Genomic DNA, 22,111 nt, shown 5'->3' with positions numbered 1-22,111 from the left:
GTCCTGCAATTCAGTCCGGCTTCGATCAACCGAAGCGGCCGGTTATGTAGTCTTCGGTTTCCTTGCGATGCGGCTTGATGAAGATCTTCTCGGTCTCGCCGAACTCGATCAGCTCGCCCAGGTACATGTAGGCGGTGTAGTCCGAGCAGCGTGCAGCCTGCTGCATGTTGTGCGTCACGATCACGACCGTGTACTCGTCCTTGAGCTCGGCGATCAGTTCTTCAATGCGGCCCGTCGAAATCGGGTCCAGCGCCGAGCACGGCTCGTCCAGCAGCAGCACTTCCGGGCGGATCGCAATACCACGCGCAATGCACAGACGTTGCTGCTGGCCACCGGAAAGGCCATATCCGGACTGGTGCAGCTTGTCCTTGGCCTCGTTCCAGAGCGCCGCCTTGGAGAGCGCCCACTCGACGCGGTCATCCATCTCCGAGCGCGATAACTTCTCGAATAAGCGCACGCCAAAGGCGATATTGTCGTAGATCGACATCGGGAACGGCGTCGGCTTCTGGAACACCATGCCGACCTTGGCGCGCAGCAGGGAGATGTCCTGCTTGCTCGTCAGCAGGTTCTCGCCATCCATGCTGATCTCGCCCTCGGCGCGTTGCTCGGGGTACAGCGCGTACATCTTGTTGAACGTACGCAGCAGCGTCGACTTGCCGCAACCGGACGGACCGATGAAGGCGGTCACCTTCCGATCCGGGATCGACATGTTGATGTTCTTGAGCGCGTGGAACTGGTTGTAGTAGAAGTTCAGGTTCCGAACGTCGATCTTGGCGCGCACGGTATCGGGAATATCGATGACGGTAGAGGTCATGCTGATGTCTCGCTTGAATTGTTACTTCTTGAAGAGCATGCGCGCGATGATGTTCAGCGCAAGCACACCAATCGTAATCAGGAACACGCCGGCCCACGCCAGTTGCTGCCATTCGGTGAACGGGCTCATGGCAAAGCGGAAGATCGTCACCGGCAGGTTGGCCATCGGCTTGTTCAGGTCGGCGCTCCAGAACTGGTTGGACAGCGCGGTGAACAGCAGCGGCGCGGTTTCGCCGGCGATACGGGCCACGGCCAGCAGTACGCCGGTCACGATGCCCGCGTACGACGACTTGATCGTGATCGACATCACCATCTTCCACTTGGGCGTGCCAAGCGCAACGGCAGCTTCACGCAATGCGTTCGGCACCAGGTTCAGCATGTTCTCGGTGGTACGGACCACGATCGGCACCTGCAGCAGTGCCAGCGCGCAGACACCGGCCCAGCCCGAGAAATGGCCCATGCGGGTCACCACGATGGCATAGACGAACAGACCGATCACGATCGACGGGGCCGACAGCAGGATGTCGTTGATGAAACGGATCAAACTGGCCAGCGGCGATTTCTTGCCATATTCGGACAGGTAGATGCCGGCCAGGATACCCAGCGGCGTGCCGATCAGCGTGGCCATGCCCACCAGCACGAAGCTGCCGAAGATGGCGTTGGCCAAACCACCGCCGGCGGTGTTCGGGGCCGGCGTCATCTGCGTGAACAGGTCGAGCGACAGGCCGCCGACGCCCAGCGAGATGGTGGTCCAGAGAATCCATGCCAGCCAGAACAGGCCGAAACCCATCGCGGCCAGCGACGCGGTCAGCGCGTACATGTTCATGCGGCGGCGCGAGCCCTGCAGGCGCGCACGTACAGCGTCCGAGTCAGGACGTACGGCGGGGATGGACGAACTTGACACGGCTTGACTGGCTTGACTGGCTTGGTTCATTTTCCACCCTCATTCTTGGCCAGACGCAGCAGCAGGAGCTTGGACAGCGCCAGCACCACGAACGTAATGAAGAACAGGATCAGGCCCAGTTCCATCAGCGCGGCGGTATGCAGGCCAGCGCCGGCTTCGGCGAACTCATTCGCCAGCGCCGAGGTAATGCTGTTGCCCGGCGAAAACAGCGACACGTTGTCGAGGATATTGGTGTTGCCGATCACGAACGTGACCGCCATCGTTTCGCCCAGCGCGCGGCCCAGGCCAAGCATGACGCCACCGATGACGCCGGCACGCGTAAAGGGCAGCACCACGCGCCACATCACTTCCCAGGTAGTGCAGCCAATGCCGTAGGCCGATTCCTTCAGCAGCACCGGGGTGACTTCGAACACGTCGCGCATCACCGAGGCGATGTACGGGATGATCATGATCGCCAGAATCACACCCGCGCAGAGCAGACCGATGCCGAGCGGAGCGCCCTGGAACAGCTTGCCGATCACGGGTACCTGACCGATGGTGTTGGCCAGCGGCTTCTGGAAGTACTCGCCGAAGATCGGAGAGAACACGAGCAGACCCCACATGCCGTAGACGATCGACGGCACTGCGGCGAGCAGCTCGATGGCGGTGCCGAGCGGCCGGCGCAACCAGGCGGGCGACAGCTCGGTAAGAAACAGTGCGATGCCGAAGCTGACCGGCACGGCGATGATGAGCGCGATCAGCGAGGTGACGATCGTGCCGTAGATGGGAACAAGCGCGCCGTAGACGTCGGCGGGTGGATCCCATTCCGAGTTCCAGAGGAACGAAATGCCGAACTTGCTGATCGAGGGCCAGGCGCTGATGGCCAGAGACACGATGATGCCGCCGAGCAGCAACAGCGTCACAATGGCGGCGCCGCGGGTCAGGCCGCCGAACAGGATGTCGCCAAGACGGCTGGGAGGCCGGACGACGGGAAGATCGGACGAGGTCGCCATGATGAAAAGATCGATGGGTGAATCGGAGCCGCGGCGGCTTTTCAGCCGCCGCGGCACCCGTCACGCAACGCCGAGGCACGACCCCGGACTACGTGACCGGACAGACTTCGGGATTAGTACAGTGCCTTACCCGAACCGTCCTTGACGCTGTTCTTCCAGGTCGAGCGAATCTGGTTCACGACCGATTCCGGCAGCGGTACGTAATCCAGTTCAGCAGCCATCGTGCCACCGCTCTTGTAGGCCCAGTCGAAGAACTTCATGACTTCCTGGCCCTGTGCCGCCTTTTCCTGCGTCTTGTGCAGCAGGATGAAGGTGGCGCCAGCGATCGGCCATGCCGTCTTGCCCGGCTCGTTCGTAAGGATCTGGTAGAACGACTTGCTCCAGTCAGCGCCGGCAGCGGCCGCCTTGAAGGCTTCGTCGCTAGGCTTGACGATCTCGCCTGCCGAGTTCTTCATCGTCAGGTACGTCATCTTGTTCTGCTTGGCATAGGCATACTCGACGTAGCCGATGGCGCCATTCAGACGCTGCACGAAGGCGGCCACGCCTTCGTTACCCTTGCCGCCCGTGCCACCGCCCGGCCAGTTCACCGTGGTGCCTTCGCCCACCGAGTTCTTCCAGTCAGGGCTGACCTTCGAGAGGTAGTTCGTGAAGATGAACGTCGTACCCGAGCCGTCGGCACGACGCACCGGCAGGATGTCCTGGCTCGGCAGGTGGGCCTTCGGGTTCAGGGCCTTGATCGCGGGATCGTCCCACTTCTTGATCTTGCCGAGGTAGATGTTGGCCAGCACGTCACCCGTGATGATCAGCTCGCCCGGCTTCACGCCTTGCAGGTTGATCACCGGCACTACGCCACCGATCACGGTCGGGAACTGGATCAGGTTGCCCTTTGCCAGTTCGTCGTCCTTCAGCGGAGCGTCCGAAGCGCCGAAGTCAACGGTCTTGGCGCCGATCTGCTTGATACCACCCGACGAACCGATAGATTGATAGTTGACCTTGTTGCCCGTTGCTTTTTGGTAGGCATCAGCCCACTTGGAATACACAGGCGCCGGGAAAGAAGCGCCAGCACCGGTAATTTCCGCCGCGAACGCAGTACCCGCCACCACAATCGACACGATGCCTGCTACGGCAGTCTTGACCAGCTTCATATGTCCTCCAGAGAACATGGGTTGGGAATGACAAATTTTTGACAAGGCGAACTGTATGCTCTCCATATGACAGTTCCATGACATCGCCAAATCTTCTTCAAACGCCACCTGGAGGCCCCGATATTCAAGGGCTTGTCAATGTGCCAGCATACATTTGCGCCTCAATCGCCACCCAATTATTGATAGTATTTCATCTATGGATGGCGGTAAGTGACGGCGGTTAATTGCCTTATTTGCGAAAAAGAAAAGGCCACGACACAATGCCGTGGCCTTTTGACAGCGTTGAACTGCCCAGAGGAACGCTCAGGCACGCAATGCGGCGGCAAGCTCCTGCGCGGCGCGCTCAGCGGTTTCCACCTGTTCGGCCTCCACCATCACACGGACCACGGGCTCCGTTCCCGAGGCGCGGATCAGTACCCGACCCCGGCCTTCCAGTTCGGGCTCCACACGCTCCCGGACAGCCTTGAGTCCAGCGTGGTTCTGCCAGTCAAAGCCCTTCTCGACGCGCACGTTGATGAGCGTCTGCGGGAACAGACTCACGCCATCCAGCAGTTGCGGAAGGGTCTTGCCACTGCGGCGTAGCGCGGCCAGCACCTGCAGCGCGGACACGATGCCATCGCCCGTGGTATGCCTGTCCAGGCACAGCAGATGCCCGGATCCCTCGCCGCCGAGCTGCCAGTGGCGTCGATTGAGTTCCTCGAGCACGTAACGGTCGCCAACCTTGGCGCGGACGAACGACACGCCAATGCGCTTGAGCGCCAGTTCGACTGCCATGTTCGTCATCAGCGTGCCGACCGCACCTTCTACCCGCTGGCCGGACGCCTGACGATCGCGCACAATCAGATAGAGCAACTCATCGCCGTTGTACAACCGGCCATCGGCGTCCACCACCTGCAGGCGGTCGGCGTCGCCGTCGAATGCCAGGCCGAGATCCGCGCCGTTAGCCTTGACTGCTTCGATCAGCTTCTCGGGCGCGGTGGCGCCATACCCGGCGTTGATGTTGCGGCCATTGGGCTGGTTGCCGATCGAAATCACCTCGGCGCCCAACTCGTGGAACACATGCGGTGCGATGTGATAAGCGGCACCATTAGCGCAATCGACTACGATCTTCAGACCATGCAGGTCGTGTTCGTACGGGAATGTGCTCTTGCAAAACTCGATGTAACGACCTGCAGCGTCGTCGATCCGGCGGGCGCGGCCGAGTTCATCCGAGTGCACGCAGGTCATTGGCTCTTCAACCATGGCCTCGATCCGCGATTCCACGTCATCGGGCAGCTTGTCACCCGACGCCGAAAAGAACTTGATACCGTTGTCGTAGTACGGGTTGTGGCTTGCGGAAATCACCACTCCCGCCGCCAACCGGAGCGTTCGCGTGAGATAGGCAATGCCCGGCGTGGGCAACGGACCAGTCAGCAGCACATTGACGCCTGCGGCTGTAAAGCCGGCCTCGAGTGCCGCTTCCAGCATATATCCAGAGATCCGCGTGTCCTTGCCAATCAGGACGGTGGGCTTGCCCTGCGAACTCTTCTGCCCCAGCGCCAGCACCTTGCCGGCCGCATGGCCAAGTCGCATCACAAAATCTGGCGTGATCGGCGCGTCGCCGACCCGACCCCGCACGCCGTCTGTCCCGAAATACTTGCGTGTCATATTTCTCATTCTCCGTGTTGCCCATCGGGGGCAACTGATTCTTGGCGGACCGCCCACCACACCTTGAGGGCGTCCACTGTTTGTTCAACATCATGTACCCGGACGATATATGCACCGCGCTCAGCTGCGCACACGGCTGCCGCCACACTGGCAGCTACGCGCGCCTGTGGAGGTTTGCCGCCGATGATTGCACCCAGCGTCGATTTGCGCGACAGGCCCACCAGGAGCGGCAGGCCATCAACGGCAAGGCTAGGTAATTGCCCGAGCAACCTCAGATTATGGTCTGGAGTCTTGCCAAATCCAAAACCTGGATCAAGGGAAATACGCGCCGTGTCGATGCCCGCCGCACGCAGGGTTGACACCCGTTCTTCCAGAAAAGACGCTACCTCGGCAACCACATCGGTGTAGTGCGGATCCTCCTGCATCGTCTGGGGATCACGCTGCATATGCATGACGCATAGTCCGAACTGCCCTGCGGCAACTGCCTCAACGGCACCCGGCATTCGGAAGCCCCAGATATCATTGATCAGATCCGCTCCGCCCGCCAGCGCTGCACGCATAACCTCCGGCTTGTAGGTGTCGATCGAAAGCGGCTTACCGCAATCGGCCAGCGACTCGACAATCGGCATCACACGATCTAGTTCCTGATCGAGCGGCAGCGCGGCCGACCCAGGTCGGCTGGACTCTCCACCGATATCGATGATGTCGACACCCTCTGCAATCAATTGCTCCGCGTGGCGCAGCGCGGCGTCACGGGTGGTGTGCTGCCCGCCATCGGAGAACGAATCGGGGGTCACATTGAGAATACCCATCACGAGTGGGCGGCGGCGGCGGGAAAAACGATAGCGCCCGCACTGGAAGAACTCGGTCGACAAGATTCGCGTCCTGAAAACAAAAAAGCCGGCGCGCAAGGCACCGGCCTGAGAGGCTATCAGAAACCAGCCCTTGCGAGCTGGTCTCTGCGTATCACCTCATGTCACATCCGTATCAAACCGTTTCGTCGGCACGTGCCGTTGCGGGTGCATTGGTCGGTGCCACCGGGGAACCGCCGGGAGGCGTGTTGCCACCGCTGTTCGGACCCTGCGCGCCACGCGGCGGACGCGGCGGACGGCCCGCCATGATGTCGTTCACCTGTTCGGCGTCGATCGTTTCCCACTCCATCAGCGCGTTGGTCATCGCTTCGACCTTGTCGCGGTTCTCTTCGAGCAAGCGCTTGGCCAGCGCGTATTGATCGTCGATGATGCGGCGGATCTCTGCGTCAACCTTCTGCTGCGTCGCTTCGGACACGGTCTTCGACGACAGCTTGCCGAACATGCCGTCCTGCTCTGTGTCCACGTAGACCATCGCGCCGAGCGAATCGCTCATGCCAAAGCGGGTCACCATATCGCGGGCGATCTTGGTGGCACGCTCGAAGTCGTTCGAAGCACCGGTGCTCATGGCGTTGAGGAACACCTCTTCGGCAGCGCGGCCGCCGAACAGGATGGCAATTTCCTCGAGCATGTTGTCCTTGTACTTCGAGTACTTGTCATGCTCCGGCAACTGCCAGGTCACGCCCAGCGCCCAACCGCGCGGCATGATCGTGACCTTGTGGACCGGATCGGCCTTCGGCAGCAGCTTGGCAACCACGGCATGGCCAGACTCGTGGTAAGCCGTGGCCTTGCGCTCTTCCTCGCGCATGACCGTCGACTTGCGCTCCGGACCCATGTAAATCTTGTCCTTGGCGTCCTCGAAGTCCTGCATGTCCACCACGCGCTTGCTGCGGCGGGCGGCAAACAGCGCAGCCTCGTTGACCAGGTTGGCCAAGTCCGCACCCGAGAAGCCAGGCGTACCACGAGCGATGATCGATGCGTCCACGTCGTTGCCGATCGGCACCTTGCGCATATGGACCTTCAGGATCTGCTCGCGGCCGCGGATGTCCGGCAGGCCCACATAGACCTGACGGTCGAAACGGCCCGGACGCAGCAGCGCCTTGTCCAGCACGTCGGCACGGTTGGTCGCGGCGATCACGATCACGCCAGAGTTGGCCTCGAAGCCATCCATCTCGACCAGCATCTGGTTCAGGGTCTGCTCGCGCTCGTCGTTACCGCCGCCCATGCCGGCGCCACGATGGCGGCCGACCGCGTCGATTTCGTCGATGAACACGATGCAGGGGGCCTGCTTCTTGGCGTTTTCGAACATGTCGCGCACACGAGCCGCACCCACGCCGACGAACATTTCCACAAAATCCGAACCCGAGATGCTGAAGAACGGCACCTTGGCCTCACCGGCGATGGCACGCGCCAACAGCGTCTTGCCGGTACCCGGAGGCCCGACCAGCAGCACGCCGCGCGGAATACGTCCGCCCAGCTTCTGGAATTTCTGCGGGTCCTTCAGGAAGTCGACCAGTTCGACCACTTCCTCCTTCGACTCGTCGCAACCCGCGACGTCAGCGAAGGTAACGGCGTTCTGGTTCTCGTCGATCAGGCGCGCGCGGGATTTACCGAAGGAGAAGGCTCCGCCTTTCCCCCCGCCCTGCATCTGCCGCATCATGTAGAACCAGAAGACGATGATCAGGAGCGTCGGTCCGAGGTAGTACAGCGCCTGGACCAGCACGTTGGGCTCGTCGTCAGCCTTGCCGGTCACCTGGACGCCGTACTTCATCAGGTCGCCGACCATCCAGATATCGCCCGGCGAAATGATCGTGTACTTGGAGCCTTCCTTGGGCGAAACCACGAGGTTGCGGCCCTGCACGTCGACACGCGACACCTTGCCGTTCTTGGCGTCATCCATGAACTGCGAATAGGTGACACTGTCCTGGGCACGCGGTTTGTCGAACTGCTTGAAGACGGTGAACAATACCAGCGCGATTACGAGCCAGATTGCCGCCTTTTGAAACAGGTTGTTATTCAAGGCCGAACTCCTTTCCAATTGCCTTGCCAACGGGTAGCTGCATTGCATTGTAATGCAGCCCCCGCCCCCGCAGGGAAATCTGAATCTATGGACCTGATAGTGCCTGATACGGCCCATTCAGGGCAAGTCGCGCACCGCCCGGGCGTACCCTGCCCCCTTTTGGGAGCACTGGGAGCGCCTGCGGCATGTTTTGGGCCCGCGTCAGTCCATCGACTTCAGGTAGCGCCCAAGAATAAATGTTTCCGAAGACTTGTCACGCGACGCCTTGGGCTTGCGGCTCGCGACGACCTTGAACTGCCGCTTGAACTTTTCCACGATCTGGCTGTAGCCCGAGCCGTGAAAGCACTTGACCAGCAAGGAACCTTCCGGCTTCAGGTGGGCCTGGGCAAAGTCCAGCGCCAGATCGCACAGATACTCGATCCGCGCGGCATCGGCCGAGGCCACGCCAGACAAGTTGGGGGCCATATCGGAGATAACAAGGTCGATGCGGGAGCCACCAGACGCATCGAGCACCACCTGCTCGAGCTGACGGAATACCTCTTCCTCCCGGAAATCGCCCTGGATAAAGGTCACGTCGGCCACCGGCTCCATCGGCAGGATGTCGATCGCCACCACGGCGCCGTCGATCCGGCCGTCTTTCGCGCGGGGTGAAGCGGCCAGTTTGTTCCGGGCGTACTGGCTCCAGCTGCCCGGCGCGGCGCCCAGATCCACGATGACCTGGCCTGGCTGGATCAACTTGTCCTGATCGTCGATCTCCTTGAGCTTGTAGGCCGCGCGGGCGCGATAGCCCTCGCGCTGGGCCATCTTCACGTACGGATCGTTGATGTGGTCGTGCAGCCACGACTGATTGAATTTGTTCTTGGCCATTGATGAGACTTGCCTACTTGCTACTTACCGGTTTGGCGGGATTGGCACCGCAAGTCGAACGACCGTGCGGAGCTTTTTCTCCCGATTTGGAGATCTTTACCGCCTGCCGGCGATATTTTGGCGGATAATACGCGCCAAATCGCTATTTGCCCTCTCATGCCAGCCCTACAACTGATTTCCGCCCAACGCTCCGACCTGCGCTCGCGCGCCCACAGCCTCAATCCCGTGGTCATGATCGGTGCGGAAGGCCTGACCCGTGCGGTCCTGGCCGAGATCGACCGGAGCCTGGCGGCTCACGATCTGATCAAGATTCGCGTCCTCGGTGACGAACGCGACGCACGCATTGCCATTTACGACGCCATTTGTGACGAACTCAGCGCCGCGCCGATCCAGCACATCGGCAAGTTGCTCGTGATCTGGCGTCCGGGCCCCGCCCTCCTGAAGGAAAACCTGCCGGAGGAACTGGGAGCCGCCGCGCGTCGCCGTGCTACTGGCACAGGCGCAGCCCCACGCACCGTCATGGTCCGCAAGCCGAGCACCTCCGGTCAACGCCGCCCCAAGAGCACGGCAGTCACCGTACTGGGCAACGAACGTGTGACCCAGGGTGGTAACGTCAAGCGTTCCCGCGCCCGCCCGGCCAGCCAGAAAAAGAAAGCACTGGGTTGACCAGTGGCCGAATCGGCCAGTTCCACCAAAAAGGCGGCCGAGGCCGCCTTTTTTCACACCTTTGCTCAGCGTGGCGCGCTAGCCCGCCACACCAGCACCAGTGCCAGCACACTCTGAACCAGATAGATCACGTTGGACACCCCGTGCAACATGCCGAATTCGGCCTTGTACGGTGATTCGGACACGCCCAGATTCAGCGCCTGAGCCTTGACCTTGAGTCCTTCCATGAACGGCTGCACACCGAAATAGCCGGCCAGCACGCATACCAGCATGGCCAGGACGATCCAGCGCAACGAGCGATAACGCTCGGCGCCACGGCGGATCAGCACATTGCAGAGCACGAGCTGAAGCACGCCCACGGTCATGCCGAGGATCGCCTCGTAGCGGAACAGATGCCCGGCGATCATCCCGGCCGTTTCGCGGCTCGGCAGCACCGAGAACAGCGTCGGCGCCACCAGATAGCCGATCGTCCACAGGCTGCCGGCCCAGATCACGGTCAGCAGCAGAAACAGACGATGCGGCAACGGCGGCAGATTCGAGTAAGACGAGGAGAACACGCCTGTCCCGCGCCGTCAGATGTAGCGAACCGTGATGACTTCGTACTCGCGCTCGCCGCCCGGGGCCAGCACGACTGCTACGTCGCCTTCGAACTTGCCGATCAGTGCGCGTGCGATCGGCGAGCTCACGGAGATCTTGCCGGTATCGAGATCCGCCTCGTCGTCACCGACGATCTGATAGCTCACAGGGCTGCCAGATTCCAGGTCTTCCAGATCCACGGTGGCGCCAAAAACGATGCGGCCGTCCGTGTCCAGCTGGGTCGGATCGATCACCTGGGCGGCCGAAAGCTTCGCTTCCACTTCCTGGATGCGGCCTTCGATGAACGCCTGCTTTTCCTTGGCGGCGTCGTATTCGGCATTTTCCGACAGGTCGCCCTGGGCACGCGCCTCGGAGATGGCGTTGATCACCGCAGGACGCTCGACGGCCTTGAGGCGCTGCAGCTCTTCCTTCAGGAGTTCGGCGCCACGCTTGGTAATCGGAATGGTGCTCATTGTCTTGTTCAACAAAAAAATGAGCCGCAGCGGAGCTGGAACCATGCGCCGGCAGTCACCTGCCAGGCAGCACTTCCGCTCAACCGCGGCTTTCAGATGGGATCACACAGCGGCCAGCAAGGCCGGTGCAATCGGCGAATTCGACGTAGTGTAGGCCAGAACCGCCGCCGGTATCAACCCGACGGACGGACTACTGCGGTACGGGGTCACATTCCCCGCACCGCAGCATCAGGCATGTCAGGCCAGCTGCTTGTGCAGGCCCTGCAGGTCGTAGACCTCCAGGTTCTGCATGTGCTTGAGGCCTTCCACCGCGGCGTTGGCGCCGGCGATGGTGGTGTAGTACGGAACGCGGGCGGCCAGCGCGGCGATACGGATCGAACGCGAATCGGCGATGGCCGTGCGCGTTTCGTCGACCGTCGTGAAGACCAGCGCCAGTTCACCGTTCTTGATCATGTCCACGATGTGCGGACGGCCGTCCTTCACCTTGTTGACAACCCGGACCGGGATGCCGGCGGCCTCGATGGCCGATGCCGTGCCACGTGTGGCGACGATCGGGTAACCGAGGTCGTGCAGCATGCGGGCCACGGTCACGGCGCGCGGCTTGTCGCTGTCCTTGACGGTGATCAGCACGGTGCCCTTCTCGGGCAGGCGCGAACCGGCGGCCAGCTGGCTCTTGAACAGCGCTTCGCCGAACACCTTGCCCACGCCCATCACTTCGCCGGTCGAACGCATTTCAGGTCCGAGGACCGGATCCACGCCCGGGAACTTGTTGAACGGGAACACAGCTTCCTTGACGCTGTAGTACGGCGGCACCACCTCTTCGCCGATACCTTGCGAATCAAGCGACTGGCCGGCCATGCAACGCGCGGCGATCTTGGCCAGCGACAGGCCGGTGGCCTTCGACACGTACGGCACGGTACGCGACGCGCGCGGGTTCACTTCCAGCACGTAGACGATGTCCTCGCCATTCCGCTGCTGGATCGCGAACTGCACGTTCATCAGACCCACCACGTTCAGCGCCTTGGCCATCGCGGCGGTCTGGCGCTTCAGTTCGTCGACGGTTGCCTGCGACAGCGAGTACGGCGGCAGCGAGCAGGCCGAGTCGCCCGAGTGGACGCCTGCCTGTTCGATGTGCTCCATCACGCCGCCGATGAACACGCGATTGCCGTCGCACAGGGCGTCGACGTCGCACTCGATGGCGTCGTTCAGGAATCGGTCCAGCAGCACCGGCGAGTCGTTCGACACCTTCACGGCCTCGCGCATGTAGCGCTCGAGGTCGCGCGGCTCGTGCACGATTTCCATCGCGCGGCCACCCAGCACGTACGACGGACGCACCACCAGCGGATAACCGATTTCCTCGGCCAGGCGCAGTGCCTCGTCTTCAGCGCGCGCGGTACGGTTCGGCGGTTGGCGCAGGCCCAGGTTCTGCAGCAGCTTCTGGAAGCGCTCGCGGTCTTCCGCGGCGTCGATCATGTCCGGGCTCGTACCGATGATGGGTACGCCGTTGGCTTCCAGATCCAGCGCCAGCTTCAGCGGGGTCTGGCCGCCGTACTGAACGATCACGCCGACCGGCTTTTCCTTGTCGACGATTTCCAGCACGTCTTCCAGCGTCAGCGGCTCGAAGTACAGGCGGTCCGAGGTGTCATAGTCGGTCGACACGGTTTCGGGGTTGCAGTTGACCATGATGGTCTCGTACCCGTCTTCGCGCAGCGCCAGCGCGGCGTGCACGCAGCAGTAGTCGAACTCGATACCCTGGCCGATCCGGTTCGGGCCACCGCCCAGCACCATGATCTTCTTGTTGCTGGTCGGGTCGGCTTCGCACTCGCCATGCTCGGCCTCGTAGGTGCCGTACATGTACGCGGTGTTCGTGGCGAACTCGGCCGCGCAGGTGTCCACGCGCTTGTAGACCGGGCGCACGTTCTGCGCCACGCGCGCCAGACGCACGGCCTTCGCGTCGGTCTTCAGCAGCTTGGCCAGGCGGCGATCCGAGAAGCCCTTCTGCTTCAGGTGACGCAGTTCGGCGGTCGACAGGCTTTCCAGCGTGCGATTACGCACCAGGCCTTCGGTCTTCACGATGTCTTCGATCTGGGCCAGGAACCACGGATCGATATCGGTCTCGCTCTGCACTTCCTCCAGCGACATGCCGAGGCGGAATGCGTCGCCCACGTACCAGATACGGTCCGGGCCGGCTTCGCCGATTTCCTCGATCACTTCGTCGCGATCGGTCGACTTTTCGTCCAGGCCGTCCACGCCCACTTCCAGACCACGCAGTGCCTTCTGGAACGATTCCTGGAACGTACGGCCCATGGCCATCACCTCGCCCACCGACTTCATCTGGGTGGTCAGGTGGCTGTCTGCGGCCGGGAATTTTTCGAACGCGAAACGCGGCACCTTGGTGACCACGTAGTCGATCGACGGTTCGAACGAGGCCGGGGTCTGGCCGCCGGTGATTTCGTTCTTGAGTTCGTCGAGCGTGTAGCCGACGGCCAGCTTGGCGGCAACCTTCGCAATCGGGAAACCGGTGGCCTTCGAGGCCAGGGCCGACGAACGCGACACGCGCGGATTCATCTCGATCACGATCATCCGGCCATCCGTCGGATTGATCGAGAACTGCACGTTCGAGCCGCCGGTGTCCACGCCGATCTCGCGCAGCACGGCCAGCGAGGCGTTACGCAGGATCTGGTATTCCTTGTCGGTCAGCGTCTGGGCCGGGGCCACCGTGATCGAGTCACCGGTGTGGATGCCCATCGGGTCCAGGTTTTCGATCGAGCAGATGATGATGCAGTTGTCCGCCTTGTCGCGAACAACTTCCATCTCGTATTCCTTCCAGCCCAGCAGCGATTCCTCGATCAGCAGCTCGCGCGTCGGCGACAGGTCCAGGCCACGCTTGCAGATTTCCTCGAATTCTTCGCGGTTGTAGGCGATACCGCCGCCGGTGCCGCCCAGCGTGAACGACGGGCGGATCACGATCGGGTAGCCGGCGGTGCCGGTTTCCTGGGCGATGCGCGATTGCACGGCCACGGCCTCGTCCATCGAGTGGGCGATGCCGGACTTGGCCGAGCCGAGACCGATCTTGGTCATCGCGTCCTTGAACTTCTGGCGGTCCTCGGCCTTGTCGATGGCTTCCGGCGACGCGCCGATCAGCTCGACCTTGTACTTGTCCAGCACGCCGTGGCGGTGCAGGTCCAGCGCGCAGTTCAGTGCGGTCTGGCCACCCATGGTCGGCAGGATCGCGTCCGGGCGCTCCTTCTCGATGATGCGCTCGACCACTTCCCAGGTGATGGGTTCGATGTACGTCACGTCGGCCGTGTTCGGGTCCGTCATGATGGTCGCCGGGTTCGAGTTGACCAGGATGACCTTGAAGCCCTCTTCACGCAGCGCCTTGCAGGCCTGCGCGCCGGAGTAGTCGAATTCGCACGCCTGACCGATGATGATCGGGCCCGCGCCGATGATTAGGATGCTCTTGATATCTGTGCGCTTTGGCATTGCACGCTCTCTTTGTTGGCCGGCTCGCGCGGTTGGGCGCGGGCCGGGCCGGTAATCAGGTTGTAGGCCGTCAGCCCAGTGTGGCCGTGGCCAGCTTGGCGCCGAAGCCGATGAACATCGCCCCGACCCCGCTCGACATACCTGCGGACAGGCGTCGGCGGCGGCGGAACGCATCGGCCAGCCTTGCGCCCACGAAGATGATCGTGGTCAGGTAGGCGAAGCTGCAGATCTGGCAGACCAGGCCCAGCGCCACGAACGACAGCGCCGGAACGGCGAACTGCGGGTCCACGAACTGGATGAAGAACGAGATGAAGAACAGGATGGCCTTCGGGTTCAGCAGGCTGATGAACAGCGCCTTGCTGAACGGGTTCGACGCGCGATCCAGCGACGCCACCGCCTTCGTGGCGACATCGGCTTGCGCCGACCAGTTACGCACCGCGCCACGCAGCATCTGGAAGCCGATCCAGGCCAGGTAGGCCGCACCCACGTACTTGACCGCGTGGAACAGCCCCGGGCTGGCCTTCAGCAGCGATGCCACGCCAGCGGCCGACAGCACCATCAGGATCGCATCGCCGAGGAAAACGCCGCATGCCCCCTTGTAGCCGGCGCGCACACCGCGCTGCGCGGCCACCGACAGCACATACATCGAATTCGGCCCCGGCAGCAGCACGATGAAGATCGTGCCGAGCACAAAGGTCCAGAAATCAGTGATGCCGAGGTTGGCATGCATGAAGGCGTTCATGGGCGTTTCCCGTTCAGGCTCTCGTTTCTCGATCTCAGGCAGCGGCCTTGGCGCGGGCGTCCTGCATCAGCTTGGTGAAGCGGTCGAACAGGTACGCGATGTCGTGCGGACCGGGCGACGCTTCCGGGTGACCCTGGAAGCAGAAAGCCGGCTTGTCGGTCAGCGCGAAGCCTTGCAGCGTGCCGTCGAACAGAGACGTGTGCGTGACGCGGGCGTTGGCCGGCAGCGTCGATGCATCGACCGCGAAGCCGTGGTTCTGCGACGTAATCACCACACGGCCATCATCCTGGTCCTTGACCGGATGGTTGGCGCCATGGTGGCCCGTGCTCATCTTGAGCGTCTTGGCACCCACGGCCAAGGCCATGATCTGGTGGCCCAGGCAGATGCCGAAGGTCGGGATACCGCGAGCGATGAACTCGCGCGTGGCGGCGATCGCGTAGTCGCACGGCTCCGGGTCGCCAGGGCCGTTCGACAGGAAGATACCGTCCGGATTCAGCGCCAGGGCGTCGGCCGCGCTGGCTTGCGCCGGCAGCACGGTCACCTTGCAGCCGCGTTCGGCCAGCATGCGCAGGATGTTGAACTTGACGCCGAAGTCGAAGGCGACCACGTGGAACTGCGGCTTGTCCTGCTTGCCGTAGCCTTCGCCGAGCTTCCACTCGGTCTGGGTCCACTCATACGGCTCCTTGACGGAGACGACCTTGGCCAGGTCCATGCCTGCCAGGCCCGGGAACGAGCGTGCCAGGTCGATAGCCTTCTGGACATTGTCCTCACCAGCCAGGATGCATCCGTTCTGGGCGCCCTTCTCGCGCAGGATACGGGTCAGCTTGCGGGTGTCGATGCCCGCGATCGCCACGACCTTTTCCTGCTTCAGGTAGTGGGCGAGGGTATGTTCCTTGCGGAAGTTCGAGGCCAGAATCGGCAGATCTTTGATGATCAGGCCGGCGGCATGGACTTTCGTGGCTTCTACATCCTCAGGGTTGACGCCGTAATTGCCGATATGCGGATACGTCAGCGTGACGATCTGCCGGGAATAGCTCGGGTCGGTGAGGATTTCCTGATAACCGGTGATGGCGGTGTTGAACACCACTTCGCCGATCGTATGGCCGGAAGCGCCGATGGAATAGCCACGAAAGACCGTGCCGTCTGCAAGCGCGAGGATGGCGGACGGAAAAGACGGTAACACGGGTAGGCTCCTGCTGGATTCACCCCGTGACCGACCTGCTCAACGCCTCGTGCCCCGTGGGCGAGTCCTCAGCCATGTGCATGGCGAGACTCCCGGCGGAGGCTCTTTCGTCACTTCGCACAATGTCTGCGTGGTGCACGAAAAGCCCTCGCGAATATGGGGGCGGCGGAAGGTGGAATACGGTAGGCGCTAGGGTGAAGGGTTCTGAAAGCGAAACTTTCGAATTATATCCCGCCGCACCCAATTTCTCAAGTTTTCAAGGACTTGCGTTTGCCATGCCTGCCAGGCGGCCCGTCATTCACGACCGCCCGGCACGCCGGTCATGCCGCGGCGGGTACCACGGCGGTGACCTCGATTTCCACCTTCGCGCGTGGCTCGACGAGGTCCGCCACCTCCACCGCGGTCATCGCCGGAAAGTGGCGGCCGATGATGTCACGATAGTGCTGCCCGATCGCCTTGTAGGCACCCACGTACTCGGCCTTGTCCTTCACATACCAGGTCATGCGCGCGATGTGCTCGGGCCGCGCCCCGCCCTGCTCCAGCACGGCGACGATATTGCGCAATGCCTGCGCCACCTGCAGCCCGAAATCGTCGGTTTCGAACTCGCACTGGCCGTTCCAGCCGATCTGCCCGCCGACGAAGATCAGGCGGCTGCCCACCTGCATCTCGGCGAGCATGCCGTTGGCGTATCCCTTCGGAGGTGCCCAGTCGGGCGGCTGCAATGTCTTCAGCATGATGTCGATTCCAATCCAGAGTTCAGAGTTATCCGTCAGGCCGCCAGGAAGCGTCCCATTGCATGTCGTACGGGGTCAGGCAGGGCCTGCGCGGTCATCGTCCGTGTGTCGACGCAGACGAGCCGCTGAGAGATGTGCATACGCGTGCCGCCGTCCGGCCCGGCCAGGCGGACCTCGACCGAGAAACTGCTTCGGCCGATATGGGACACGCGCAGTTCTCGTGTGAGCAGTTCGCCAAGCCGGCTTGGCGCCTCGAAGCGGCATTGCAGTTCGGCCGTCGGCACCCCCGCATGACCGGTCAGATGCATCGCATCGAACGGCCAGTCGAGCGCTTCGGCGAACCAGTCCTCGATAAAGTCGTTCAGCATCTCGAAATAGCGCGGGTAGAAAACGATGCCGGCGGTATCGCAATGCTTGAAACGCACACGCACCTGATTGGTGAACACGTCGTTCATGGCTACGCGCCCTCTGCCGCCATCTGCCGCAGGCGGAAGCGCTGCAGCTTGCCCGTCTCGGTACGCGGCAGCGCCGCCACGAACTCGATGCGACGCGGATACTTGTATGGGGCGATCTCGCGCTTGACATAGTCTTGCAGCGCCGCCCGCGTGGCGTCGGAGGGCTCCACACCGGGACGCAGTACCACATACGCCGTCACGACCTGGCCACGCTCCGCGTCCGGCGCGCCGACCACCCCGCATTCGGCCACCCACTCATGCCGCATCAGCGATCCCTCGACCTCGGGCCCAGCGATGTTGTACCCGGCCGAGATGATCATGTCGTCCGAACGCGCCTGATAGAAGTAGTAGCCATCGGCGTCGGCCATGAATGTGTCGCCGGGCAGATTCCACCCGTCGCGCACATATGCCTCCTGGCGCGGATCGTCCAGATAGCGGCAGCCCGTGGGCCCGCGCACCGCGAGCTTGCCTACCGTGCCCGGCGGCACCGGCTGCATGTTCTCGTCGACGATGCGGGCTTCGTACCCCGGCACCACGCGACCCACCGCGCCCGGGCGCACGTCGGCGCCAGCACTGGAAACGAAGATATGCATCATCTCCGTGCCGCCGAGGCCGTCGGTCATCTCGATGCCAGTGGCTGCCTTCCAGGCCTGCCGCGTGGCATCGGGCAGCGCCTCGCCGGCGGACACGCTCTTCTTCAGGCTCGACAGATCGAAGTTCTTTGCCTGCGCCGCCATCTGCCGATAGAACGTCGGCGCGGTGAAGACGATCGTCGCGCGATGGTCCTGGATCAGCTTGAGCAGCAGTTCCGGCGTAAGTTTTTCCGACAACGCGGTACTGGCGCCAATGCGCAGCGGGAAGCAGAGCATGCCGCCCAGCCCGAATGTGAATGCGATTGGCGGCGTGCCACAGAAGACGTCGTCCGGCGTGGGCTTGAGCACGTGGCGCGGGAACAGGTCGCACATCGCCAGCACATCGCGGTGGAAATGCATGGTGCCCTTGGGCTGCCCCGTGGTGCCACTCGTGAACGCGATCAGGCAGATGTCATCGGCGGCCGTGTCGCACGCGGTGAACGTGTCGGGCTTGCCCGCCATCGCGGTTTCGAGCGCATCGGCACCCTCGCCGTGGAAGTAGCGCACGCGTTCGAGCGTCGGACAAAAGTACTCGCCATCGGCACGCCGGTTCGCGTCCAGCTCGTCGCGCAGACGTGCATCGCAGAGTGCAGCCGTCACCTGCGCCTTGTCGATGATCTGCTTGAGCTCCTTGGCGCGCAGCAGCGGCATCGTCGGCACGGCGATCAGTCCTGCCTTGAGCGTGGCAAGCCAGCTCGCCGCCATCATCAGGTTGTTCGGGCCGCGCAGCAGCACGCGATTGCCCGGCACCAGCCCCATGTCCTCGACCAGCACATGCGCGATGCGATCCACAAGCGCCGCCAGCTCGGCATAGGTCACGGTCTCGATACGGCCCGCGCGCTCATGGCGCACCGCCACGCGGCCACCGTTGCCGGCCGCCACATGTCGGTCCACAAGCTCCACTGCCGCGTTGAGGCGATCGGGGTAGCGCGTGTCGTCATTGAAGTGGAACACCGGCCACGTCTGCGGCGGCGGCAACCTGTCCCGTGCGAAGGTATCAACATGAGCGGTGGCTGGTTGGGGGGCGGCCATACTTGTCTCCTGTCTCGTGTTCTATCGGGCTGCCAGCGTCTCGCGCGCAATGATCAGCTTCTGCACTTCGGTGGCGCCTTCGTAGATCCGCAGCGAGCGAATCTCGCGATAGAGACTTTCCACTCGCGTGCCAACCTTGACGCCCAGGCCGCCGAACATCTGCACGGCCCGGTCGATGACTTGCTGCGCGTTCTCGGTGGCGACCATCTTGGCCATCGCCGCCTCGCGCGTCGTGCGTTGCTGCCTCACGTCGCGCAGCCAGGCGGCACGATAGGTCAGCAGCGCGGCGGCATCGATGGCCGTAGCCATGTCACCGATCGCCGCCTGCGTGAGTTGCAGATCCGCCAGCACGCCGCCGAACATCGGGCGCGACGTGGCGCGTGCCAGCGCATCGTCCAGCGCCGCGCGGCCGAAGCCAAGCGCAGCGGCGGCCACCGAGGCCCGGAAGATGTCGAGTGTCATCATCGCCACCTTGAAGCCCTGCCCCGGCTCGCCCAGACGGTTGCCAACGGGTACGCGGCAGTCATCGAAACGCAGCGTTGCCAGAGGATGGGGCGCGATCACGTCGATGCGCTCCGCGATGGACAGGCCCGGTGTATTGGCGTCCACCACGAACGCGGTGATGCCACGCGCGCCGGCTGCCTCCCCGGTACGTGCGAACACGCAATAGAAGTCGGCGATGCCGCCGTTCGATATCCACGTCTTGGCGCCGTTCAGCACGTAGTGCGTGCCGTCATCGGACAGCTTCGCGCTGCATTGCATCGCCGCCACGTCGGAACCTGCCTCGGGCTCGGACAGCGCGAATGCCGCAATGGCCTCGCCCTTCGCCACGCGCAGCAGATAGCGCTCGCGTACCGCGTCGCTGCCGGCCAGCGTGATCGCGCCCGAGCCAAGGCCCTGCATCGCGAAGGCAAAATCAGCCAGGCCGTCGTGGCGCGCCAGTGTCTCGCGCAGCAGGCAAAGCGCGCGCGAATCGAGCGCGGGCAACGCGCCGCCGAACGCCGCCGGCACGCAGTAGCGGAGCCACCCCGCCTGCCCAAGCTGGCGCACCAGTGTGCGGCACGCCGCGTCGGCATCGTGGTGATCGACGTCGCGCAGGTTCTCACCGCACCAGGCATCCAGATCGCGCTCGAGCGAACGGTGCGCATCGTCGAAGAACGGTAGTTCAAGGTAGGTCTTGTCGCTCATGCCAGCCCCTCAATCGCCTTCGAACACCGGCTTCTGCTTCGCGACGAACGCGTCATAGGCCCGCCGGAAGTCTCGCGTCTGCATGCAGATCGCCTGGGCCTCCGCCTCGGCCTCGATCGCTTCGTCGAGCCCCATATTCCACTCCTGATGGAGCAGCTTCTTGGTAACGCCATGCGCGAACGTCGGACCCGCGGCGATCTGCGTGGCCAGCGACTGCGCCTCGGCCAGCAGCGCGTCGGAAGCGTGCAGCGCATTGAAGAAGCCCCATTGCAGCCCTTCCTCGGCGCTCATCGAGCGGCCGGTGTAAAGCAGTTCGCTCGCTCGTCCCTGTCCGATCACGCGAGGCAGCAGCGAACAGGCGCCCATATCGGCGCCAGCCAGACCAACGCGCACGAACAGGAACGCGGTCTTCGCCAGCGCGGTACCCAGACGCATGTCGGAGGCCAGCGCGATCATCGCGCCGGCGCCAGCGCAGATGCCGTCGATCGCGCTGATGATCGGCTGCGGGCAGGCGCGCATGGCCTTGATCAGGTCGCCGGTCATGCGCGTGAAGTCGAGCAGCTCCGGCATGGTCATGCGCGTCAGCGGGCCAATGATCTCGTGTACATCGCCGCCAGAGCAGAAATTCCCGCCCGCGCCGGTCACCACCACGGTCTTGATGTCGGTGGCGTAGCACAGACTACGGAACAGGTCGCGCAGCTCGGCGTAGGAATCGAACGTCAGCGGATTCTTGCGCTCTGGCCGGTTCAGCGTGATCGTGCCGACCTTGCCGTCCGCCGAGACGGACCACAGGAAATGCTTCGGTTGATAGTCCGCAAAGGCGCGCTTGTGGTGGCGCATGTCCAGTGCAATATCGCTCATGTGTTGTCTCACTCCACTCTGTTTGATCGTTCAGCCCGCCATCACCTCGCCGCCGGCCACCGGCACGGATTGCCCCGTGATCGCGGACGCCGAGGGCTGGCACAGCCAGGCCACCGCGTCAGCCACTTCATCGGGCCGTACCAGCCGCCGCTGCGGGTTACGCGCGGCCAGTTCCGCGCGCGCCTGTTCTTCCGAGCGCCCCGTCTTACCGACGATATTGGCCACCGCGTCGCGCACGATGTCGGTTTCGGTATAGCCCGGGCACACCGCGTTGACCGTCACGCCCTTGGTCGCCAGTTCCAGCGCCAGCGAGCGGGTCAGGCCGATCACGCCGTGCTTCGCCGCGCAATAGGCGCTGACGTAGCCGTACCCGATCAGGCCAGCCGTGCTGGCGACATTCACGATGCGCCCCCAGCCCGCCTCGAGCATTGCCGGCAGCGCCGCCTGCGTGCAGATAAAGGTGCCGGTCAGGTTGACCTCGAGCATCCGCTGCCAGAGCGCCAGATCGGTCTTGCCGAACGGCGCGCTGTGCGCCTGACCGGCGTTGTTGACCAGCAGCGTGATCGGCCCGCGTGCTTCAGTGGCACCGGCAAAGGCTCCGCTCACCCAATCGGCATCCGTGATGTCCGCGCTGACCGCGCCCAGCGCCGCGCCTTCGGTCACGCACGATTGCAGCGCGTGAACGGTCGCATCAAGCGCTGCCTGCTCGCGACCCAGCAGCGTGACGCTGGCGCCATCGGCCAGCAGCCGGCGCGCGATGGCGGCACCGATGCCACGCCCACCGCCAGTCACCAGAGCGTGACGCCCTTGCAATGCATTGCCCATG

The 22,111-nt window shown here is 63.3% G+C and carries 20 protein-coding genes; 1 reads left to right on the top strand and 19 read right to left on the bottom strand.

The genetic code is table 11. The annotated features are described in order from the left end of the window. Positions 1–25 precede the first annotated feature (25 nt). From pstB to D769_RS02150, 8 genes are all read right to left on the bottom strand, one after another. Positions 26–814, bottom strand: coding sequence for a phosphate ABC transporter ATP-binding protein PstB (pstB, locus tag D769_RS02185; RefSeq protein WP_008641660.1), 789 nt, complete (start codon positions 812–814; stop codon positions 26–28). A 21-nt stretch (positions 815–835) separates the two neighbouring features. After that, positions 836–1,747 carry a phosphate ABC transporter permease PstA gene (gene pstA / locus D769_RS02180; protein WP_035882303.1) on the bottom strand — a complete coding sequence of 304 codons (912 nt, stop codon included), beginning with the start codon at positions 1,745–1,747 and terminating at the stop codon, positions 836–838. After that, positions 1,744–2,709: a phosphate ABC transporter permease PstC gene (pstC, locus tag D769_RS02175; protein WP_008641658.1), complete on the bottom strand. Its 966-nt coding sequence runs from the start codon at positions 2,707–2,709 to the stop codon at positions 1,744–1,746. The genes pstA and pstC overlap by 4 nt, the downstream gene beginning before the upstream one ends. A 113-nt stretch (positions 2,710–2,822) precedes the next feature. After that, a complete protein-coding gene (gene pstS / locus D769_RS02170; protein WP_008641657.1) occupies positions 2,823–3,854 on the bottom strand; it encodes a phosphate ABC transporter substrate-binding protein PstS in 1,032 nt (343 codons plus the stop codon). Between the two features lie 303 nt (positions 3,855–4,157). Beyond that, positions 4,158–5,501 carry a phosphoglucosamine mutase gene (gene glmM / locus D769_RS02165; protein ID WP_008641656.1) on the bottom strand — a complete coding sequence of 448 codons (1,344 nt, stop codon included), beginning with the start codon at positions 5,499–5,501 and terminating at the stop codon, positions 4,158–4,160. A 5-nt stretch (positions 5,502–5,506) separates the two neighbouring features. Next, positions 5,507–6,376: a dihydropteroate synthase gene (gene folP, locus D769_RS02160; protein WP_008641655.1), complete on the bottom strand. Its 870-nt coding sequence runs from the start codon at positions 6,374–6,376 to the stop codon at positions 5,507–5,509. Positions 6,377–6,488: 112 nt separating this feature from the next. Continuing rightward, entirely contained in the window at positions 6,489–8,390 is a 1,902-nt protein-coding gene (gene ftsH / locus D769_RS02155) for an ATP-dependent zinc metalloprotease FtsH (RefSeq protein WP_008641654.1), read from the bottom strand. A 201-nt stretch (positions 8,391–8,591) separates the two neighbouring features. Then, a complete protein-coding gene (locus D769_RS02150) occupies positions 8,592–9,257 on the bottom strand; it encodes an RlmE family RNA methyltransferase (protein WP_008641653.1) in 666 nt (221 codons plus the stop codon). Between the two features lie 156 nt (positions 9,258–9,413). Between D769_RS02150 and D769_RS02145 the strand changes: the two genes are divergently transcribed. Further along, on the top strand, positions 9,414–9,923 hold the full coding sequence (locus tag D769_RS02145; protein WP_008641651.1) for a YhbY family RNA-binding protein: 510 nt from the start codon (positions 9,414–9,416) through the stop codon (positions 9,921–9,923). A gap of 65 nt (positions 9,924–9,988) precedes the next feature. Here the strand turns inward: D769_RS02145 and D769_RS02140 are convergent, their stop codons facing one another. From D769_RS02140 to D769_RS02090, 11 genes are all read right to left on the bottom strand, one after another. Next, on the bottom strand, positions 9,989–10,480 hold the full coding sequence (locus tag D769_RS02140; protein WP_008641649.1) for a DUF4149 domain-containing protein: 492 nt from the start codon (positions 10,478–10,480) through the stop codon (positions 9,989–9,991). 15 nt (positions 10,481–10,495) lie between these two features. Next, positions 10,496–10,972 (bottom strand): transcription elongation factor GreA, encoded by a 477-nt coding sequence (greA, locus tag D769_RS02135; protein ID WP_008641647.1) that lies wholly within the window; start codon positions 10,970–10,972, stop codon positions 10,496–10,498. A gap of 237 nt (positions 10,973–11,209) precedes the next feature. Then, positions 11,210–14,458 carry a carbamoyl-phosphate synthase large subunit gene (carB, locus tag D769_RS02130; protein WP_008641645.1) on the bottom strand — a complete coding sequence of 1,083 codons (3,249 nt, stop codon included), beginning with the start codon at positions 14,456–14,458 and terminating at the stop codon, positions 11,210–11,212. Between the two features lie 70 nt (positions 14,459–14,528). Further along, positions 14,529–15,200: a leucine efflux protein LeuE gene (gene leuE / locus D769_RS02125; protein WP_008641643.1), complete on the bottom strand. Its 672-nt coding sequence runs from the start codon at positions 15,198–15,200 to the stop codon at positions 14,529–14,531. A gap of 34 nt (positions 15,201–15,234) precedes the next feature. Then, on the bottom strand, positions 15,235–16,383 hold the full coding sequence (gene carA / locus D769_RS02120; protein WP_008641642.1) for a glutamine-hydrolyzing carbamoyl-phosphate synthase small subunit: 1,149 nt from the start codon (positions 16,381–16,383) through the stop codon (positions 15,235–15,237). A 320-nt stretch (positions 16,384–16,703) separates the two neighbouring features. Continuing rightward, positions 16,704–17,114, bottom strand: coding sequence for a RidA family protein (locus tag D769_RS02115; protein WP_193750024.1), 411 nt, complete (start codon positions 17,112–17,114; stop codon positions 16,704–16,706). 38 nt (positions 17,115–17,152) lie between these two features. After that, complete coding sequence (locus D769_RS02110) at positions 17,153–17,572, bottom strand: acyl-CoA thioesterase (protein WP_008641640.1); 420 nt, start codon at positions 17,570–17,572, stop codon at positions 17,153–17,155. Positions 17,573–17,574: 2 nt separating this feature from the next. Continuing rightward, positions 17,575–19,236 carry an AMP-binding protein gene (locus tag D769_RS02105; RefSeq protein WP_008641639.1) on the bottom strand — a complete coding sequence of 554 codons (1,662 nt, stop codon included), beginning with the start codon at positions 19,234–19,236 and terminating at the stop codon, positions 17,575–17,577. A 21-nt stretch (positions 19,237–19,257) separates the two neighbouring features. Then, entirely contained in the window at positions 19,258–20,424 is a 1,167-nt protein-coding gene (locus tag D769_RS02100) for an acyl-CoA dehydrogenase family protein (RefSeq protein WP_008641638.1), read from the bottom strand. 9 nt (positions 20,425–20,433) lie between these two features. Continuing rightward, positions 20,434–21,285 carry an enoyl-CoA hydratase family protein gene (locus tag D769_RS02095; RefSeq protein WP_008641637.1) on the bottom strand — a complete coding sequence of 284 codons (852 nt, stop codon included), beginning with the start codon at positions 21,283–21,285 and terminating at the stop codon, positions 20,434–20,436. 30 nt (positions 21,286–21,315) lie between these two features. Continuing rightward, positions 21,316–22,110, bottom strand: coding sequence for an SDR family NAD(P)-dependent oxidoreductase (locus D769_RS02090; protein ID WP_008641636.1), 795 nt, complete (start codon positions 22,108–22,110; stop codon positions 21,316–21,318). Position 22,111 lies beyond the last annotated feature (1 nt).

Source organism: Cupriavidus sp. HMR-1 (assembly GCF_000319775.1).
GTDB classification, from domain to species: Bacteria; Pseudomonadota; Gammaproteobacteria; order Burkholderiales; family Burkholderiaceae; genus Cupriavidus; species Cupriavidus metallidurans.
Note: the sequence above shows the minus strand (reverse complement) of the source record. Positions and strands in the feature narration are given on the sequence as shown.

Bases quoted from the DNA above. Each gene is read 5' to 3' on its own strand.
- pstB (WP_008641660.1), bottom strand. From the start codon at position 814: ATGACCTCTACCGTCATCGATATTCCCGATACCGTGCGCGCCAAGATC.
- pstA (WP_035882303.1), bottom strand. From the start codon at position 1,747: ATGAACCAAGCCAGTCAAGCCAGTCAAGCCGTGTCAAGTTCGTCCATC.
- pstC (WP_008641658.1), bottom strand. From the start codon at position 2,709: ATGGCGACCTCGTCCGATCTTCCCGTCGTCCGGCCTCCCAGCCGTCTT.
- pstS (WP_008641657.1), bottom strand. From the start codon at position 3,854: ATGAAGCTGGTCAAGACTGCCGTAGCAGGCATCGTGTCGATTGTGGTG.
- glmM (WP_008641656.1), bottom strand. From the start codon at position 5,501: ATGACACGCAAGTATTTCGGGACAGACGGCGTGCGGGGTCGGGTCGGC.
- D769_RS02150 (WP_008641653.1), bottom strand. From the start codon at position 9,257: ATGGCCAAGAACAAATTCAATCAGTCGTGGCTGCACGACCACATCAAC.
- D769_RS02145 (WP_008641651.1), top strand. From the start codon at position 9,414: ATGCCAGCCCTACAACTGATTTCCGCCCAACGCTCCGACCTGCGCTCG.
- greA (WP_008641647.1), bottom strand. From the start codon at position 10,972: ATGAGCACCATTCCGATTACCAAGCGTGGCGCCGAACTCCTGAAGGAA.
- carB (WP_008641645.1), bottom strand. From the start codon at position 14,458: ATGCCAAAGCGCACAGATATCAAGAGCATCCTAATCATCGGCGCGGGC.
- leuE (WP_008641643.1), bottom strand. From the start codon at position 15,200: ATGAACGCCTTCATGCATGCCAACCTCGGCATCACTGATTTCTGGACC.
- D769_RS02110 (WP_008641640.1), bottom strand. From the start codon at position 17,572: ATGAACGACGTGTTCACCAATCAGGTGCGTGTGCGTTTCAAGCATTGC.
- D769_RS02105 (WP_008641639.1), bottom strand. From the start codon at position 19,236: ATGGCCGCCCCCCAACCAGCCACCGCTCATGTTGATACCTTCGCACGG.
- D769_RS02100 (WP_008641638.1), bottom strand. From the start codon at position 20,424: ATGAGCGACAAGACCTACCTTGAACTACCGTTCTTCGACGATGCGCAC.
- D769_RS02095 (WP_008641637.1), bottom strand. From the start codon at position 21,285: ATGAGCGATATTGCACTGGACATGCGCCACCACAAGCGCGCCTTTGCG.
- D769_RS02090 (WP_008641636.1), bottom strand. From the start codon at position 22,110: ATGGGCAATGCATTGCAAGGGCGTCACGCTCTGGTGACTGGCGGTGGG.